Raw genomic sequence first — 17,500 nt, forward strand, 5'->3', positions numbered from 1 at the left:
CGCCGGCTCAGACCGTCCCGGCGGGCTCCTGGGCCGGGAGGCTGTCCATGAAGGAGCTGACGGAGAACACCGCGTTGCCGGGTCCGGGCGGGCCGTAGCCGGGGGGCGAGGAGAGGCCGAAGTCCTCCATGGTCTGCCGGTAGGCCTGCAGCAGCCGGATGTGGTACTCCAGCGGCGCGCCGTGCGGGTTGGCCTTGCCGAGCGGGGTGGTGGGCTCGGGGCACCAGGTGGTGAAGCGGGGCGTGATGCCGTGCGACATGAAGAAGCGCAGGCCCTCGGTGGTGGAGTCGATGGCCTCGTCGACGGTCTTGAAGCCGAAGGGCTCGGCCATCTCGACACCGGCGACGAAGTTGGGAATCACGTTGCGCGCGCCGAAGATGTCCGCGGAGTCAAGGATGCGCTTGTGCCACTCGTCACGGCCGACGTACCGCTCCTTGCCGGGGCAGTACATCTTGAACAGGTACTCGTCCCACACCTCGTAGTTGGGGTGGTAGATCTGCACGCCGTAGTCCTTGAAGCGCTGCACGGCGTCCTTGGGCAGCGCCTGGGCGACGACCTTGCCGATCCAGCGGCCCGGGAAGTGCTCCTCGATGGCCTTGGCGTAGCGCCCGTAGAAGTCCGCCTCGTCCAGGCCCTGTACCTTCGACGTGATCGCGCCGCCGGTGAGCGTGTAGGCGGTGGACGTCTTCGCCGTGTCGTACGTGTTGATGATGTCCAGCGCCTCGAGGACCTCGTCGACGTCCTTCACGCCCGTGTACGGACGGCCCGCCGCCTTGTGCTGGCGCCAGTTGTGGTTGATGTCGCAGTACTGGCACTCCTCCTTGGCGCCGAAGTACTGGCAGACCCGGAACGCGGTCAGGTAGATCAGGTAGCCCCACTGGATGGTCGGGGCCACCTCCATGACCGACTTCCCGTTGGCGAGCTTGTGCCGGTAGTACTCCGGCATGGGCGGCACGCCGACGTCGGAGATCCGCTTGCCGTCGAGGTAGAGGCCGAGCCGGCCGTGTTCGTCGGAGGCGACGCGGTACGGGGAGGCCGGGTTCACGCGTACGGACACCACCGTGCGGCGCAGGTCGTAGGGGCCTCCGGTGAGGATGATCTCCTCCGGCGGACGGCGCAGCGCGGCCTCGCCCAGCTCCGGCAGGGTGCCGTGGTCGAAGGAGAAGATGAAGTAGGACTTCGGTTTGACCTCGCCGTCCTCGTTGTCGCTGAGCGCGGAGGGGTCGAAGGCCACACCGCCGCGCAGCAGGTCCTCCTTGAACACGGCCTCGCGCGGCACATGGGGGAACCGCTCCATCAGATCCTCGACCAGCGCGGTGCGGCTGCCCATCGAAGTGTCTCCTCCCGGTTCGGACGTACGACTCCTCACGGTATGCCCCCGCGAGGAGATCCGGGGTGCCGGGTCCCCCCCACGTGGCGTGGACCACTCCCGGGATAGGTTCCGGCGGGGGACCTTTTCGGTCCCGATCGTCAGGAAGGACGAGCGATGGCCGAGACCGTGACCAACTGGGCGGGCAACATCACGTACGCCGCCAGGGAGCTGCACCGCCCGCACAGCCTGAACGCGCTGCGGAACCTGGTGGCCGGGAGCTCACGGGTCAGGGTCCTGGGCAGCGGGCACTCCTTCAACGCGATCGCGGAGCCCGGCGCGGACGGCGTGCTGCTCTCCCTCGACGCGCTGCCGCCGGAGATCGACGTGGACACCACCGCCCGGACGGTACGGGTCGGGGGCGGTGTGCGTTACGCGGAGCTGGCGCACGCGGTGCACCGGTACGGGCTGGCGCTGGGGAACATGGCGTCACTGCCGCACATCTCGGTGGCCGGCTCCGTCGCCACCGGCACCCACGGTTCCGGTGTGGGCAACGGGCCGCTGGCCTCGTCGGTGCGCGCGGTGGAGATCGTGGTGGCGGACGGTTCGCCCGTGCGGTTCACCCGGGGCGTGACGAACCGTTTCGGCGGTGTGGTCACCTCGCTGGGCGCGCTGGGCGTCGTCACCGCGCTCACCCTCGATCTGGAACCCGCCTACGAGGTCGAGCAGCACGTGTTCACCGAGATGCCCCTGGAGGGGCTGGATCAGGCCACGTTCGAGACGGTGATGTCGGCGGCGTACAGCGTGAGCCTGTTCACCGACTGGCGGGCGCCGGGCTTCCGTCAGGTGTGGCTGAAGCGGCGCACCGACCAGCCGCTGCCGGACTTCCCCTGGGCGGCCCCGGCGACGGAGAAGATGCACCCGGTGCCGGGCATGCCGGCGGTGAACTGCACGGAGCAGTCCGGGGTGCCTGGTCCCTGGCACGAGCGGCTGCCGCACTTCCGGGCGGAGTTCACCCCGAGCAGCGGCGCTGAGCTGCAGTCGGAGTATCTGCTGCCGCGCGAGTCGGCCCTCGCCGCGCTGCACGCGCTGGACGGCATCCGGGAGACGCTCGCCCCCGTGCTGCAGACCTGCGAGGTGCGTACGGTCGCCGCCGACGAGCAGTGGCTCAGCCCCTCCTACGGCCGGGACACGGTGGCCCTCCACTTCACCTGGATCGAGGACACCGGGACGGTGCTGCCGGTGGTGCGGCGGCTGGAGGAGGCGCTGGCGCCGTTCGACCCCCGCCCGCACTGGGGGAAGGTGTTCACCACCCCGGCGGCCGGGCTGCGCGCCCGCTACCCGCGGCTGGGCGACTTCCGGGACACCGTCGAGGACCTGGACCCGCGGGGCACGTTCTCCAACACCTTCGTACGGGACGTGCTCGGCCGCTGACAGGACTTCGCTCAGCCCTTTTCCTAACCCCTTGTCGAAAGCTTCGCCCGCGCCATAGCCTTGCCGCGCGCCGGTGCCCGTCGGCGCGGCCCGGCAGGGATGGGGGCGGCTGACGGTGAAGCGCACATCGCGGGACATCCGCACGGCCAACCGCTATCGGGTGCTGCGCCAGATCATCGCCGCGTCACCGACCTCCCGGCAGCGCCTCGCGGCCGCCACCGGTCTCAGTCTCGCCACCGTCGCCACCCTGGTCGGCGAGCTGCTGGACCTCGGCATGATCACCGAGGTCGGCTTCGAGGAGTCGGCCGGTGGCCGTCCCCGGGGGCTGGTGGCGGTCGACGCGCCGGGCGGCGCGCTGATCGGGGTGGATCTCGCCGAGACCTATGTCCGGGTCGAGCTGTTCGACCTGGCGCTGAACGTGCTGGCACGCGCCGAGGAGTCCGTGCGCCCCGGCGAGAGCCGGCCCGAGCGGGTCGTGGGGCAGGTGGCGACGGCGGTGGGGGCGGTGGTCGCGCAGGCCGGGGTGGAGAGCGCGCGGGTGCTCGGGGTCGGGGTGAGCGTGCCGGGCCAGGTGGACCGGGACACCGGGGTCTGCGCGTACGCGCCGAACTGGGACTGGCACGACGTGCCGCTGCTCGATCTGCTCACCGGCCACATCGCCTACCCCCTGTATCTGGACAACCCGTTGCGGGCCTGCGCGGTGGCCGAGCTGTGGTTCGGGGCGGCGCGCGGGCACGGGGACGCGGTGGTGGTGAACCTCGGGACCGGGGTGGGCGCGGGCCTGGTGCTGGGCGGCGCGGTGCACCGGGGGGTGAGCAACAGCGCCGGCGAATGGGGGCACACCACGCTGGTCCTGGACGGGCGTCCCTGCCACTGCGGCAACCGGGGCTGTGTGGAGACGTACATTGGCGCGCCGGGGATCATGCTGAATCTGCGGGAGGTGAGCCCGGACGGTCCGCTGCTGCGGGCCGACGACCAGACGGCCACCGTCGAGGCGCTCGCCCGCGGCGTCAGGGACGGCGATCCGGTGGCACTGAAGGTGCTCGGGCACACCGCCCGTTATCTCGGCGCCGGGATCGCCGATCTGATCAACCTGTTCAACCCGGAGGTGGTCGTGCTCAGCAGCTGGGTCGCGGCCGCGTTCGGCGAGCCGCTGCTCGACGAGGTGCGTACGGCCGTCACCCGGCACGCGCTGCGCCGCCCGCTGGCGGCCACCCGGATCGTCCTCTCCCCGATCCCGACCGACCCGGTGTGCCTGGGTGCGGCGACGTTCGCCCTGGAGGGCGCCCTGCAGTCGGCGGGGAAGCGCGCCAGGAGCCGTACCGCCGGCGGTCGCCGGTAACTCCCGTCCCGCGCCCGTTCGTCATCACAAACGGCGCACAACGCTTCGCACCGGCTTCGCCCAACCCCTTGCCGAAGTATTTGCCGAAGGTTAACGTCCCGCGCACCGCAAGTCCTTGAGCGCCATCCCGCCGACCGCCGCACTCGAGACAAGGACGCCGCCATGCCGGAATCGGGCAACCGCAGCTGGGACCGTCGATCAGCACTCCGCGCCGCGCTCGGCCTCGCCGCCGCCGGCGGTCTGGCCGCCTGCGGCGGCAACAACGGGCGCGGGGGCGGTTCGGGATCGGGCAAGAGCCTGGTCCAGTACTTCCACGCGTACGGCGAGGCCGGCACCGAGCAGGCGATCAAGCGGTACGCGAAGGCCTACAAGGACGCGAACGTGTCCACGCAGTGGATCACGGGCTCCAACTTCGAGAGCAAGCTGTTCGCCTCGCTGCTCACCGACAAGGCGCCGGACGTCTTCGAGTTCCATCCGCAGATCCAGCTGGTCAAGAGCGGCCAGGTCGCCGATCTGACCGAGCTGATCGACCCGGTGAAGGACGACTTCAACCCGGCGGACATCCGGTCGCACACCGTCGACGGAAAGATCTACGGCGTCCGTATGATCGACGACCCGCAGTTCTTCTTCTACCGCAGGTCACTGTTCGACAGGGCCGGGGTCGGCATCCCGCGGACGCTGGACGAACTGGTGTCAGCGGCAGCCGAGTTGACCACCGACAAGGTCAAGGGCATCTATCTCGGCAACACCCTGCACTCGATCGTCAATCCGCTGATCTGGGCGTCGGGCGCCGAGACCCTGGACGAGAACAACGAGATCGCCTACCACACGGACGGTGTCGCCGGCGGTCTCCGCACCCTGCGCAAGCTGTTCACCAGCGGCGATCTGCTGCTCGACGCGCCGACCGACTTCTGGGACCCCTCCGCCCTCAACCAGGGGCTCACCGCGATCCAGTGGTGCGGCATGTGGGCCATGCCGCAGATGCAGCAGGCGCTCGGCGACGACCTGGGGATCTTCCCCTTCCCCAAGGTCACCGACGCGGGCAGACAGACCGTGTACAACGGCGGCTGGTCGATGTTCGTCAACGCCAAGGGCGGGAACGTGGAGGCCGCCAAGGAGTATGTGAAGTGGCTGTGGATCGACCGGAAGGAGTACCAGGAGGACTGGGCGCTCTCCTACGGCTTCCACATCCCGCCGCGCACTTCGCTCGCCGAGTCCGCCGACAAGCTGAAGTCGGGTCTGCCCGCTGAAGGGGTGCGGCTGTTCAACGAGTTCGGGCACTTCGACAACATCGGCTGGACCCAGGCGATGATCAGCGCCCTGGAGGACGTCCTCGCCAACTGTGTCCGCAAGGGCGGTGACCCGGAGGCCGAACTCGGCAAGGCCGACGGGAAGGTGGACCGCGAACTCGACAAGCTCTTCGGCTAGGCCGGCGGACGGGCGGTCACACGATGCCGACGACCACCACCCCCCAGGTCAGCGCACCCGCCCGGTCACGGCGGGGGCTGCGGGCGCGCAGCACCCTCGCCTTCTGGCTGTTCACCGGCCCCTTCCTCATCGGCCTGCTGATCTTCGTCTACGTCCCCATCCTCTGGAGCGCCTGGCTGTCGTTCTTCGAGGCCCGCTTCACCGTCACGCCCAGCGAGTTCGTCGGCTTCGAGAACTACCGGACGATGCTGACGGACGACGACTTCATGGGCTCCCTCGTCACCTTCACCGTCTTCGCGGTGATCATCGTCCCGACCACCTGGGCGCTGTCCCTGGCGCTCGCGCTCGCGGTGAACCGGCTGCGGTTCATGGGGGCGTTCTTCCGCTCGGTGTTCTTCCTGCCGACGGCGGTGAGCTATGTCGCCGCCTCGCTGATCTGGAAGATGTCCATCTTCAACGGTGTCCGGTTCGGGCTCGCCAACACCGTCCTCGGCTGGTTCGGCGCCGACGGCACGGCCTGGCTGGCGAGCCCCGACCCGCCCTGGTACTGGCTGGTCATCGTCACCGTACGGCTGTGGCTGCAGGCCGGGTTCTACATGATCCTGTTCCTGGCGGCGCTGCAGAACATCCCGCCGGAGCTGTACGAGGCGGCGGCCATCGACGGGGCGCGGCCCGGCTGGCAGACGTTCCGGTACATCACCCTGCCGCAGCTGCGGGCGACCTCGACGGCGGTGGTCCTGCTGCTGCTCGTGGCGGCGTACCAGGCGTTCGACGAATTCTTCAATCTGCTGTCGAAGACGACGTGGGGGCGTCCGCCGCTGGTCGAGCTGTACTACAAGGCGCTGGGCGAGAACCAGGACTACGGCGCCGGCAGCGCGGGCGCGCTGATCCTGACGCTGCTGATCTGTCTGGTGACGCTGTTCCAGGGCCGGATCATGGGCTTCGGCAGGGCGGAGGGCTCCACGTGACCACCGGGACTTCGCGCCGGGGCCGGCGGGGGAACGCGCTCGGCTCGGCGGGCCTGTACGCGGCCACGAGCGTCGCCGCGTTCCTCTTCCTCGTGCCCTTCTATCTGATCGTGCGCAACGCGCTGTCCACCGATCCCGAGATCACCGGCGAGGACTGGCAGTTCTTCCCCGGCGACATCCAATGGGGCAACGTCACCGAGCCGTTCGACGATCCGACGGTCGACTTCGCCCGCTCGCTGTGGAACTCGGCGGTCGTGGGCGTGGCGCACACCGTCGGCACGCTGCTGGTGTGCTCGCTCGCCGGCTATGGGCTGGCCCGCATCCCCTACCGGCACGCGAACAAGGTGTTCTACGCCGTACTGGTGACCCTGATGGTGCCGACGGCCGTCACCTTCGTGCCCAGTTTCGTGCTGGTCTCCTCGCTGGGCTGGGTGGACAGTTACCGGGGGCTGATCATTCCGGGGCTCTTCAGTGGTTTCACCTGCTTCCTGTTCCGGCAGTACTTCCTGGGGTTCCCGAGGGAGCTGGAGGAGGCGGCGCGGGTGGACGGGCTCGGTTACTGGGGCGCGTACTGGCGGGTCGTCGTGCCGAACTCGCTCAACTTCTTCGCCGCCATCGCCACGATCACCTTCATCAGCGGCTGGAACTCCTTCCTGTGGCCGCTGGTCATCGGGCAGGACCCGAGCGCCTGGACGGTCCAGGTGGCCCTCTCGTCGTACATGACCAACCAGACCGTCAACTTCCATCTGATCTTCATGGCCACGGCCATATCCATCCTCCCCCTGGTCTGTGTCTTCCTGTTCCTCCAGCGCTGGCTGGTGCAGGGCATCGCCCGGACCGGGATCAAGGGCTGAGCCAGGAGACCCATGACTTCGCGCACCCCGGCCACCGGCTATGTCGAGGACGTTTCCCCCGGCCGCGGGGCCTGCACCGGATGCGGCACCGGCTGGACGCGGTCGAGACGGACGGTGACGCGCTGACCGTACGGACCCGGGTGGCGCCCGCCGGACGCGAGACGGGCCTGCGCACGGTGTACCGGTGGACCTCCGACGGCACCCGGGTACGGCTGACCGTCTCGGTCGTGCCGGAGGGCGACTGGCGGGTGCCGCTGCCCCGGCTCGGCGTCCGCTTCGGTCTCGCGGGCACGCCCGAGGACGCCGTCTTCTGGTACGGCGGCGGCAACGAGGCCTACCCGGACACCAGGGCCGCGTCCCGGGACCTGCTGTGGGACGCGGGCGTGGGAGAACTGCAGACGCCGTATGTGCGCCCTCAGGAGAACGGCGCCCACGCCGATGTGCGCCGGGCGGAGGTCGGCGGTCTCCGGGCCGACGGCGACCCGGAGTTCTGGTTCACGGTCAGGCCGTGGACCACCGAGCACCTGGACGCCGCCCGCCATCGCACCGACCTCGTGCCCGGCGACACGGTGTGGGTCCATCTCGACCACCGGCTGCACGGCATCGGGTCCCAGTCCTGCGGACCGGGCCCGCTGCCCCGGTACCACCTGTGGCCGGAGCCGGTGGAGTTCTCCTTCGTGTTCTCGCGGCCGCGCGACTGACGTCCCCCGGTGGTCGACGGAAGGACGAGCGGTGCGTGCCCGGGGCACGGCGGCTCGCGCACATCTGATCGGTAGGCTGGGGCTTCCTGCTCAGGTCTGCCCCGGAGGCCGTCATTCCCCGCGCCGGACTCACCACCGACCGTCTGGTCGCGGCCGCCGCCGACCTGGCCGACGAGGCGGGCTACCAGAACGTCACGCTGTCCGCGCTGGCCCGGCGTTTCGGTGTGAAGGACGCGAGCCTGTACGCGCATGTGCGCGGGCTGCGGGATCTGCGGACCCGGATGGCGCTGCTCGCGGGCGGGGAGATGATCGACGGGATCGCGGCGGCGGTCGCCGGACGCACCGGCGGGGAGGCGCTGGCCGCGTTCGCCGACGCCTACCGGGAGTACGCCCTGGCCCACCCGGGCCGTTACGCGGCCACCCAGATCCCGTTGGACCAGTCCCTGGTGGCGGACTCCCCCGCGCTGCGCCGCACCGCCGAGATCACCTACGGCATGCTCCGCGCCTATGACCTGGAGGAGCCGGACCTCACCGACGCCGTACGCCTGCTGCGCAGCACCTTCCACGGCTTCTGCGCGCTGGAGGCCCAGGGCGCGTTCGGCGATCCCCGCGAGGTGACGGCATCATGGAACAGGTCGATCGGGGCTTTGCATGTCGCGCTGCTGAACTGGCCGCGGGAGCGGGCGGATTGACCGTCGGGTGAGTGGGCCGGGTGTGAGACGGCGATAACAGCGGTACGGACGTGGAGTCGGAGCCGGTCAGGCAGGAAGGGGGTGCGCGCCTTGTCCCAACCACGCCTGAGGCGGCGCCCCTTGGACCCCCAAGGCCCCGACCCGGCACCCCCCGTGGCGGGAGGCGGCCCCCCGCGTCCCGTGCGGTTCGTGGGCTGGCTCGGCGGTATCGGCTGCGCGGCCGCCGGGTACGGGGTGTTCCAGTTCCTGTTCCAGGTGCTGCCCGACTCGCTGGGCGGGGAGGCGGCGCGGTATCTGATCTCCACGGTGAGCGGCGTCGGCACCGGCCTCGCGGCCTGGCTGGCGGCGGCGCTGGTACGGGCCCGGACGGCCGAGCCCGCTGCCCCGGCCGTCCCGCCGGGGCGCGTCACCGGCCCGGCGCCGGGTCCGCTGCCCGAGGTCTTCGCCTCCGCCTACGACACCCTGGTCGCGCAGGTGGCGGTGGTGGACGACCCGGACCGGGGGCGGCTCACCGGCTGGTCGCACTCGCTGGGCGAGAGCGGCCCCGGGCGACCGACGTCCGTGGGCACGTCGTACGGGCTGCAGACGCTGCTCGACCTGGGGATGACCGACGGCCGGCTGCGGCCGGGCGAACTCGTCGACACGCTGTGGCGGCTGCGGCTGCCGGGCGGTGGCTGGTCGGCCCGGTCACAGGGGGCGGAGGCACGCCCGGAGGTGACCGCCCTGGTGCTGGGCGCGCTGGCCCGCGCGGGGGTGTCACCCGACCGGCTCGCGCAGGAGGTGGACCGCTGCACGACCGCGTTCACACATGAACGGGACCGTGCCGGGCGGGAGTCGACGCATGTGGTGACGACGGTGCTGCGCGGGCTGCTGCGCGCGGCACCCGGCAGCGACGCCCTGCCGCCGCTGCGCGAGGTCCTCGTCGACGGGGCGATCAGCGACCGGGGCCGGGAGCATCTGCGCTGCTGGGGCTACCGCCTCGACGCGCCGTACGGGCCGCCGTCGCCGCTGCACACCGCGCAGGCGGTGGTCGCGCTGGAGCGTGCCGGACGGGTCCTGGGCGAGAGCGCGGGGGTGCGGGCCGCCCGGGAGGACGGTGTGCGCTGGCTGTTGTCCTGCCCCGGCTCCGCACACCACTCCTGTCAGGACCTGGAGAACCTGCGCGAGGAGGTGCGCCGGCCCCGCCCGGACGACCCCGCGCATCACGAGGTCCTGAACGTACGGCACTTCACCGCGACCTGGATCCTGCGGGCCCTGCTCTCCCGGGGCGCGCTGGAGGTGGCCCGCCAGGACGGCCTCGAGGGGACGTGGCGGGAGCTGGTGGACGGGGCCGCCGCGGCGGTGCGGGCGGGGCAGCGGGACGGCATCTGGACCTGGGGCCGGGGCGACAGCACCGAGCTGCGGCACCCGATGTGGATGACGTACCAGGGCCTGTCGGCGCTGCGGGCACACGCTCTGTGGAGCTACCGGCCGGACGACCGTTGAAGCGAAGGGGTGGAGTGCGTGGGGGGACGGCAAGTGGCGGCGGCCCGGCGGTTACTGACGCGGACGCTGGACGGTGGGCTGCCGGAGCGGGAGCAGGTGTCCGCGGCGGGCGCGGTGGTCGCCGAACTGGGTTCACCCGAGCGGTTGTCGGAGCTCGTCGGTGAACTGGTCCGCGGGGAGGGCGATCCGGAGGGCTGTGCCCGGCTGTCGTACCGGCATGTGCTGGGATTCGACAAGCTGTTGCTGATCGACGCCGGTCCGCGGCACATGCTGCGCGTGCATCTGTGGCACGCGGGCGGGGGCGGTACCGGCCGGGAGGACATCCACAACCACCGCTCGGCTCTGGCCTCGCACATCGTACGGGGGCGGCTGTGCATGGAGTTGTACGAGACGGCCGGCGGTGAGGGTTTCGCGGCCGAGCGGTACGAGGAGTCCCTGGCGGACGGGTCCGCGGACTGGCTGCTGACCCCGGCGGGTCCGGCGCGGCTGCGGCTAACGCACACCGGCCGCTATGCGGCGGGGAGCACGTACGCCCTGCCGGCGCACACCCTGCATCGCGCGTGGTGCGACACTCCGATGCCGACGGTGACGCTGTTTCTGGAGACGGGGGCCGAACGGCGGCGGCACACCGATGTGTTCACCGCGGCGGGCCCGCACGCGGGCGCGGTGCCGAAGCAGCCGCTGGACGTGCCCGGCTATCTGGCCGCGCTGAACGGTCTGGCGGAGCTGCTCAGGAGTCCGTGAGGGCCTGGCGTACGACGTCGAGGTTGTAGGCGTCGATGTCGACGCCGGTCAGCTCGGCGGGATACAGCCAGGCGTGGGTCTGGTCGGGGAGGGGGAGGGTGACGCGGTCGGTGAGCGGGCGGACCAGGAAGTTGTCCTGCCAGTTCTTGGTCTCCTGGCCGCGGTAGTCGCTGACGAAGGAGGACTCGCCGACCTTGCGGACGATCTCGCCGAGCAGGCCGGTCTCCTCCTTCAGTTCGCGCAGGGCGCCGTCCCGGGGGTCCTCGCCGGGTTCCAGCTTGCCGCAGGGGACGCCCCAGACCCGGGGGAGGAACTTCTCGGTCTCGCTGCGGCGGACCAGGAGTACGCGGCCCTTGTCGTCCCTCACGACGGCGGCGGCCAGCCGTTTCTCACCGGGGGGTTCCATGTCCATGGTTCCTCGGCTCCTCGGTTCCTCGCCGGAGATGAGTCCAAAGGGTCTGATACCCGCGAAAGGGCCGACTGTACCAAGCTTTCTCCGCCCCCGCCGCCCCTACCCGTCCCGACCTGGGGCTCCGCCCCGGACCCCGCTCCTCGAACGCCGGAGGGGCTGCGTGGTCAGCCCGTGGCGTCACAGGCGCAGGCCTGGGACGCCCCGGTTCCGGTCGGGGCGCCCCAGGGGTTCATCCCACCCCGAGTGTGCCATCGAGCACCAGATGCGGGGGCACCTTGTTTGATCTCATGTCCCGCGATTCCACTGCTGGTTGGTGCCTCCGGTGCAGGTGTACGTGATGATCGCGGCGGAGTTGGCCGTGGATGCCCCGTTCACGTCGAGGCACTCCCCGGTGGCACGGGACCTCACGTTCACGTACGAGCCCGTCGTGGTGAGCGACCACTGCTGGCTCGTCGCGGAGGCGTCGCAGTTCTCCTGTGTGACGGTGCTCGCGTTCTCCCGCACGCACAAGCTGCTGCCCCGGACCATGAGTTGGTAGTAACCATTTCCGACGGACTTGAACCAGAATTTCTGATTGCCGCCCCCGTTGCAGTCGTACTGTTTGATCTGCGCGCCCGCCCACAGCGACTGACCGGTCACATCGGCACATCTGCCGCTGTGCCGGGCGGTCAGCGTGTTGTACGTGGCCGGCGTACCGCCGACCGTGCCCGCGGCCGTGTCGACGGTCAGCTCCGGGGACCAGGTCATGGACAGTGACGTCGACGACGGGAAGGTCAGCGGCAGCCATACGTACCGGGAGTCGTTGACGGTCCCGCCGAAGGAGTTGCCCCAGCGGTCGCCGAGATACAGGTACGAGGTGCCCGACGTGCCCTGTAGCGGCAGCACGTACGCGGTCTGCGAGCCGTAGGCGGTGGAGTCGCCGACGTTGGTCATCGCCGACCAGGGCCCCGAGAGGCTGGTGGCGGTGGCGTACTGCTGCTGGTTGGGGCTCCAGCCGGTGGCGCCCGACGTCAGCATGAAGTAGACGCCGTCGCGCTTGAACAGGGCCGGGGCTTCGCGGTGACCGCCGGGCCAGGGGTTGGCGACGAGGCTCGCGATGCCGGTGTAGTCGGCGGTGAGCCGGTAAATGTGCAGGTCGTAGTTCTCGCGGGCGGCGGAGACCATGTAGCCGGCGCCGTCGGTGTCCGTGAACACGGTGATGTCGCGGGACATGTGCTGTCCCAGCGGCCGGAAGCTGCCCCGCCAGGTGTAGTTCCCGTCCACGGTGTCGGAGACGGCCACGGCGGCGCGGGCCTCGCCGTAGTCGCTGCCGTTCTCCTTGTGCATCCACATCACGAACCGGCCGGTGGACGCGTTGTACATGACCTTGGGCCGCTCGATGTTGGCGGTGGCGAGTTCGGAGTGGCTGTTCTCGGTGAGGACGTGGTTGCGGAACTCCCAGTTCTTCAGGTCGGTGGAACGGTAGGCGTCGACGTAGCGGAAGGTGTTGTCGGCGTTGCGGTGCTCGCCGAACCAGTAGTAGTAGGCGCCGACTTTGAGGACACCGCCCCCGTGGGCGTGTACGGGGCCGCCCGAACCGTCCGTGAACTGGACGCCGTTGGCGACGGTCCCCGGGGCGGCCTGGGCGGGCCCCGCGGTGACCAGGGCGCCGGCGAGCGCGAGACAGAGGGCGAGCAGTAACGCGTGGGCCCGTCTCATGTCACGCCCCCTCGGTGTCGGCCACGGGGACCCCGAAGTCGGGGGTGCCGTCCGGCTTCCAGCCCAGCTTCTGGACACGGGTGTGCCGGTTGGGATCGTGCAGCGGGTCGCCGGTGATCTCCTTGTACTGGCGGGCGTGGTAGACGAGCACGTCGGTACGGCCGTCCTCGGCGACGGTGAAGCAGTTGTGGCCGGGGCCGTACTGCCGGGTGGTGTCGTTGCCGGTGAAGACGGGGACGGGCGACTTGGCCCAGTTCGCCGGGTCCATCAGGTCGCTGTCCTCGTCGGCGGTGAGCAGGCCCACGCAGTAGTGGGCGTCGGTGGCGCTGGCCGAGTAGGTCATGAACAGCCGCCCGTTGCGGTGCAGCACGTAGGGCCCCTCGTTGACGGCGAAGCCGATGCGTTCCCACGCGTACTCGGGTGTGGAGAGCCGTGTCTGGGGGCCGGTCAGGGTCCAGGGGTTCGCCATCTCGGAGAGCCAGATGGCGGTGTTGTTGTCCAGCCCGGGTTCGTGCTGGGCCCAGGCGAGGTAGCGCTTTCCGCGGTGCGCGAAGGTGGTGGCGTCTAGGGAGAAGGTCTCCCAGGCGGTCCTGATCTGACCCTTCTCGACCCAAGTACCCTTGAAGGGGTTGGCGTTGGCGTTCTCCAGGACCCAGATCCGGATCGCCCACACGTCCTCGGCGGGCGCGGCGGCGAAGTAGATGTACCACTTGCCGCCGACGCGGTGCATCTCGGGCGCCCAGATGTGGGCGCCCATGTTCCCGGCCGGGTGCGCCCGCCAGATCACGGACTCGGCGGCCCGCCCCAGCCCGCCGAGCGTCCGGGACCGGCGCAGAATGATCCGGTCGTACTCGGGGGCGGTGGCGGTGAAGTAGTAGAACCCGTCGGTGTGCCGCGCGATATGCGGATCGGCACGGTTGCGCACCAGCGGATTCGCGTAGGCACGTGCTGTGGCGTGAGCGACGCCGGGCGCGGCGACGGCCAGGGCGCCCGCACCGAGGGCCCCCTTCAACAGAACTCTGCGGCCGGAAACCGATGCGTAGCGACTCATACGGACTGCCTCTCGTGGGGGGACAACAATCCCGTTCGCTATACCGAACATCATTTGAAACCACGAACGCCGCCAAGGTAAGGGCGAGCCAGGAAGAGGTCAACGCCTCCCGCACCGCCCCGCCCGCCCCGGTCCCGGGAGCTAGCCCGCCGCCGGTGTGAACCCCGCCATCCTGTCGCCCTCCGGCTGGACGACGCCGCACGTGCCCTCGGGGACGGCGTTCCAGGCGCCGGGCAGGTCGCCCAGGGGTTCGGAGACGATGAGGCGGGCGTCGCCGGAGATCTCGCGCAGGAACTCCAGGTCCGGGTGGAGGGAACGCAGTGTCTCCACGCGCGTGCTGTAGAAGAGCGAACGGGACCGCTGCCGGGTGGAGTAGCGGAACGCCCACAGGCGTACGCCGTCGGTCACCGCGACCGTCATCTGCAGCGGGAACTCCACGCCGTGCTCATGGCCGACGCGTTCCACCAGTCCCGCCATCCGGGCGACGGCGCCGGGCGGATCCTCCATCAGGCCGAGGGTCAGCGACAGGTAGAACATCATCTCCGAGTCCGTGGAACCCTCGACGTACGGAAACAGGTGCGGCGCGACGCGGAGGGCGAGATCCCGCCGGAGCAGGTGGAACTCGGCGATGGCCCCGTTGTGCATCCACATCCAGCGGCCGTACCGGAAGGGATGGCAGTTGGTCTGCTGCACCGCCGTACCGGTCGAGGCGCGGATGTGGGCGAAGAAGAGCGGCGAGACGACGTGCCCGGCGATCTCCCGCAGATTGCGGTCGCTCCACGCCGGGCCGATGTCCCGGACCACCGCGGGGCTGTCCTTGTCCGGCGCGTACCAGCCGACGCCGAACCCGTCGCCGTTGGTCGTCTCGACGCCCATCCTCGCGTGCAGGCTCTGGTCGATCAGCGAGTGCACCGGCCGGTAGAGAATGCTGTCCAGCAGGATCGGCGTGCCCGAATAGGCGAGCCAACGGCACATCGTCCACCGCCTTCCCGGTCACGGCCGCGACCGTCGTGGCACGGACCCCCGGCGTCCCAGCGCGAGCCGGGCCACCCGCAGCCAGTCGGGTGCCCCGCCGCCCCGCCGCGTACGCACCGCATCGCGTGGAACGCGAACCCGCAGCGCCCCGGGAGCGATCCGGCACACCACGGGGGCCGGCAGCAGCACGTGCTCCCCGTCCACACCGGCCGGAACGGCCGGAGTGTCCGCCTCGACCACGACCTCCCCGGCGGTGAGCCGCAGCAGACCGGCCGCGCGGGGGCCGCGCGCCATCCCCGCGGCCCGCACCGCGCCCTCCACCCGCACGCCCAGCACCCCGAGCCGTCCGGAGTCCAGCCGCTCCCTGCGCCCCGGCCGGGACGCGTCGACCGCCCGCAGATACGGGTTGTTGCTGACCAGCAGTGCCTGAAGACCCTCCGCGCGGGTACCGTCGGCCAGCATCCTCAGCCGGGGCGCGGAGGGACCGGACAGCAGACCGGGCATCATGCGCAGCGCGGTCCGCCGCTTCTCGTCCCGGTACGCGGGATCGCCGACGACCTCCGCGTACGTGCCGAAGGAGGCGTTGTTGACGAAGACCCGGCCGGCGGCGAAGCCCAGGTCGACACGGAGTTCGACGCCGTCCGTCAGGGCGTCGAGGGCCTTCGCCGGATCGTCGCGGTCGAGGCCGAGGTCGAGCGCGAAGTGGTTGCGGGTACCGGCCGGGACCACCAGGAACGGCAGCTGGTGCCGGGCGGCCACCTCCGCCACCAGCGCCTGGGTGCCGTCCCCTCCGGCCACCGCCAGCAGGTCGGCTCCGTCGCGTACGGCGTCCTCGGCGAGCGCGGCCACGTCCTGGTGCCCGGGGCCGAGCAGCGTCACCCGCACACCCGCCGCGCGCGCCCGGTCCGCCAGCCCGAAGCGGTCGACCTTGCCGCCGCCCGAACGGGGGTTCATCAGGGCCCAGGGCCGGACCGGCCGCGGCGCGTTGTCGGGTTCGGCGGTCGCGGGCGCCAGTGCCGTCCGTGCCGCGCCCACGGCCAGCGCCCACAGCACCAGGGACGCCACGGCGGGCCCCAGCATGCCGCCGGCCGCGTACAGCGCGAGCACCGTCAGCGGGGCCGCCACACACAGGGCCGCTCCGAGGAGCCGCACCGTTCCCGAGTGGGCGAGCGTCCACCACAGTCCCATGGCCGCGAGGGCGAGCCCGGCGAGGCCGAGCAGCACCCAGAGCACACTGCGCGGACCGGCGGCGACAAGCGGGACCAGCGCCCCCGCCGTGAGGGCGAGGAGCGCCAGTCGCGCCCACGCCGCGTCCCGCGGGACGCCGGTCCGCGCCACGGCCCGGGACTCACCGCCCGGCGCGGGAGTCCGAACGCGGCATGCACAGGGCCCAGATGATGAAGCCCGAGAACGCGATCATCACGACCGACCAGACCGGGTAGTACGGCAGGGACAGGAAGTTCGCGATGATGATGAGACCGGCGATCGTCACACCGGCGATACGCGCCCACATGGCCCCGCGGGCCAGACCGAGGCTGACGAGCACCCCGATCGCGCCGAGCACCAGATGGGTCCAGCCCCAGGAGGTGAGGTCGAACTTGAAGACGTAGTTCTGCGTCGTGACGAAGACGTCGTCCTCGGCGATGCCCATGATGCCCCGGAAGATGTCGAGCACTCCCACGATCATCAGGGTGACGGCGGCGAAGACCGTCAGTCCGCCCGCCCACTCCCGCTTCGCCGACCGTGTGTACGTGCCGGTCGCCGGGCGTGCGCCGTGTGTCGGATGTGTGGCTGCCATCGCGTTGCCTCGATTCGGTGTCGTGCGGTCAGCGCCCCGTGGACGAGGCGTACGGTCCCCGGTGTTCCGCCGGGCCGTGCCCGCTCAGGACCAGTTCCTTCGCCCTGCGGAACTCGTCGTCCGAGATGTCTCCGCGGGCCTTGATCTCGGACAGCCGGGCGAGTTCGTCGACGCTGCTGGTGTGTCCTCCCGCGCCCTTCGCGGTCTCGCGGACGTAGCTGTCGAAGGCGTCCTGCTGTGAGCGCGCCTGCGCGATCTCACGGCGCCCCATGTTCTTGCCGCGGGCGATCACGTAGACGAACACGCCCAGGAAGGGCAGGACCACCGTGAACACCAGCCAGCCGGTCTTGGCCCAGCCGCTCAGGTCGTCGTCGCGGAAGATGTCCATGACGACCCGGAAGAGCAGCACGAACCACATGATCCACAGGAAGATGATCAGGATGGTCCAGAAGGCGCTCAGCAGCGGATAGTCGTACGCGAGGTACGTCGCACCACTCATCTCGGTCCTCCGTTCCGGGCGTGCGCCCGACATGGCCTTCGCCCCCACGCTCAGCGTCCCCCCGGGTGACCGCCGCCGCCTCACCCGGGACGGGTGATCCGCTCGCGGCG

16 protein-coding genes and 1 pseudogene are annotated in these 17,500 nt (G+C 70.8%); 9 read left to right on the plus strand and 8 right to left on the minus strand.

The window, feature by feature from the left end:
• Window positions 1-7 precede the first annotated feature (7 nt).
• Window positions 8-1,330, minus strand: a complete 1,323-nt coding sequence (locus ACGFR9_RS02535; RefSeq protein WP_393202161.1) for a radical SAM protein — start codon at window positions 1,328-1,330, stop codon at window positions 8-10.
• A 156-nt stretch (window positions 1,331-1,486) separates the two neighbouring features.
• On the opposite strand from ACGFR9_RS02535, the gene ACGFR9_RS02540 reads away from it, so the two are divergent.
• The 9 genes and pseudogenes from ACGFR9_RS02540 (at window position 1,487) to ACGFR9_RS02580 (ending at window position 10,957) form a co-directional block, all read left to right on the plus strand.
• Entirely contained in the window at window positions 1,487-2,743 is a 1,257-nt protein-coding gene (locus ACGFR9_RS02540) for a D-arabinono-1,4-lactone oxidase (protein WP_393202163.1), read from the plus strand.
• Between the two features lie 115 nt (window positions 2,744-2,858).
• The gene (locus ACGFR9_RS02545; RefSeq protein WP_393202165.1) at window positions 2,859-4,085 is read left to right on the plus strand and encodes an ROK family protein; all 1,227 of its coding nucleotides are present in this window, start codon (window positions 2,859-2,861) and stop codon (window positions 4,083-4,085) included.
• A gap of 162 nt (window positions 4,086-4,247) precedes the next feature.
• Window positions 4,248-5,513: an ABC transporter substrate-binding protein gene (locus tag ACGFR9_RS02550; protein ID WP_393202167.1), complete on the plus strand. Its 1,266-nt coding sequence runs from the start codon at window positions 4,248-4,250 to the stop codon at window positions 5,511-5,513.
• 23 nt (window positions 5,514-5,536) lie between these two features.
• On the plus strand, window positions 5,537-6,481 hold the full coding sequence (locus tag ACGFR9_RS02555) for a carbohydrate ABC transporter permease (RefSeq protein WP_393202169.1): 945 nt from the start codon (window positions 5,537-5,539) through the stop codon (window positions 6,479-6,481).
• Window positions 6,478-7,335 carry a carbohydrate ABC transporter permease gene (locus ACGFR9_RS02560; protein WP_393202171.1) on the plus strand — a complete coding sequence of 286 codons (858 nt, stop codon included), beginning with the start codon at window positions 6,478-6,480 and terminating at the stop codon, window positions 7,333-7,335. The genes ACGFR9_RS02555 and ACGFR9_RS02560 overlap by 4 nt, the downstream gene beginning before the upstream one ends.
• Window positions 7,336-7,394: 59 nt before the next feature.
• A pseudogene (locus ACGFR9_RS02565) lies at window positions 7,395-8,036 on the plus strand (beta-galactosidase); the annotation flags it as partial.
• A 113-nt stretch (window positions 8,037-8,149) separates the two neighbouring features.
• Window positions 8,150-8,728: a TetR/AcrR family transcriptional regulator gene (locus ACGFR9_RS02570; protein ID WP_393202756.1), complete on the plus strand. Its 579-nt coding sequence runs from the start codon at window positions 8,150-8,152 to the stop codon at window positions 8,726-8,728.
• 180 nt (window positions 8,729-8,908) lie between these two features.
• Entirely contained in the window at window positions 8,909-10,213 is a 1,305-nt protein-coding gene (locus tag ACGFR9_RS02575) for a hypothetical protein (protein ID WP_393202173.1), read from the plus strand.
• A gap of 18 nt (window positions 10,214-10,231) precedes the next feature.
• Window positions 10,232-10,957, plus strand: a complete 726-nt coding sequence (locus ACGFR9_RS02580; protein ID WP_393202175.1) for a hypothetical protein — start codon at window positions 10,232-10,234, stop codon at window positions 10,955-10,957.
• On the opposite strand, the gene ACGFR9_RS02585 is transcribed toward ACGFR9_RS02580, so the two are convergent.
• The 7 genes from ACGFR9_RS02585 to ACGFR9_RS02615 all read right to left on the minus strand — a co-directional run bounded on the left by ACGFR9_RS02585 (window position 10,944) and on the right by ACGFR9_RS02615 (window position 17,390).
• Window positions 10,944-11,363 (minus strand): NUDIX hydrolase, encoded by a 420-nt coding sequence (locus tag ACGFR9_RS02585; RefSeq protein WP_393202758.1) that lies wholly within the window; start codon window positions 11,361-11,363, stop codon window positions 10,944-10,946. The two genes, ACGFR9_RS02580 and ACGFR9_RS02585, sit on opposite strands and share 14 nt — an antisense overlap.
• 291 nt (window positions 11,364-11,654) lie before the next feature.
• On the minus strand, window positions 11,655-13,067 hold the full coding sequence (locus tag ACGFR9_RS02590; protein WP_393202177.1) for an RICIN domain-containing protein: 1,413 nt from the start codon (window positions 13,065-13,067) through the stop codon (window positions 11,655-11,657).
• A gap of 1 nt (window position 13,068) precedes the next feature.
• The gene (locus ACGFR9_RS02595) at window positions 13,069-14,118 is read right to left on the minus strand and encodes a family 43 glycosylhydrolase (RefSeq protein WP_393202179.1); all 1,050 of its coding nucleotides are present in this window, start codon (window positions 14,116-14,118) and stop codon (window positions 13,069-13,071) included.
• A 141-nt stretch (window positions 14,119-14,259) separates the two neighbouring features.
• The gene (locus ACGFR9_RS02600) at window positions 14,260-15,093 is read right to left on the minus strand and encodes a class II glutamine amidotransferase (RefSeq protein ID WP_393202181.1); all 834 of its coding nucleotides are present in this window, start codon (window positions 15,091-15,093) and stop codon (window positions 14,260-14,262) included.
• A gap of 18 nt (window positions 15,094-15,111) precedes the next feature.
• The gene (locus ACGFR9_RS02605; protein WP_393202183.1) at window positions 15,112-16,431 is read right to left on the minus strand and encodes a diacylglycerol/lipid kinase family protein; all 1,320 of its coding nucleotides are present in this window, start codon (window positions 16,429-16,431) and stop codon (window positions 15,112-15,114) included.
• A gap of 10 nt (window positions 16,432-16,441) precedes the next feature.
• Window positions 16,442-16,891, minus strand: coding sequence for a hypothetical protein (locus tag ACGFR9_RS02610; RefSeq protein WP_393202185.1), 450 nt, complete (start codon window positions 16,889-16,891; stop codon window positions 16,442-16,444).
• A gap of 28 nt (window positions 16,892-16,919) precedes the next feature.
• The gene (locus tag ACGFR9_RS02615; protein WP_393202187.1) at window positions 16,920-17,390 is read right to left on the minus strand and encodes an SHOCT domain-containing protein; all 471 of its coding nucleotides are present in this window, start codon (window positions 17,388-17,390) and stop codon (window positions 16,920-16,922) included.
• Window positions 17,391-17,500 lie beyond the last annotated feature (110 nt).

This window comes from Streptomyces sp. NPDC048584, assembly GCF_043199595.1.
GTDB classification, from domain to species: domain Bacteria; phylum Actinomycetota; class Actinomycetes; order Streptomycetales; family Streptomycetaceae; genus Streptomyces; species Streptomyces edwardsiae.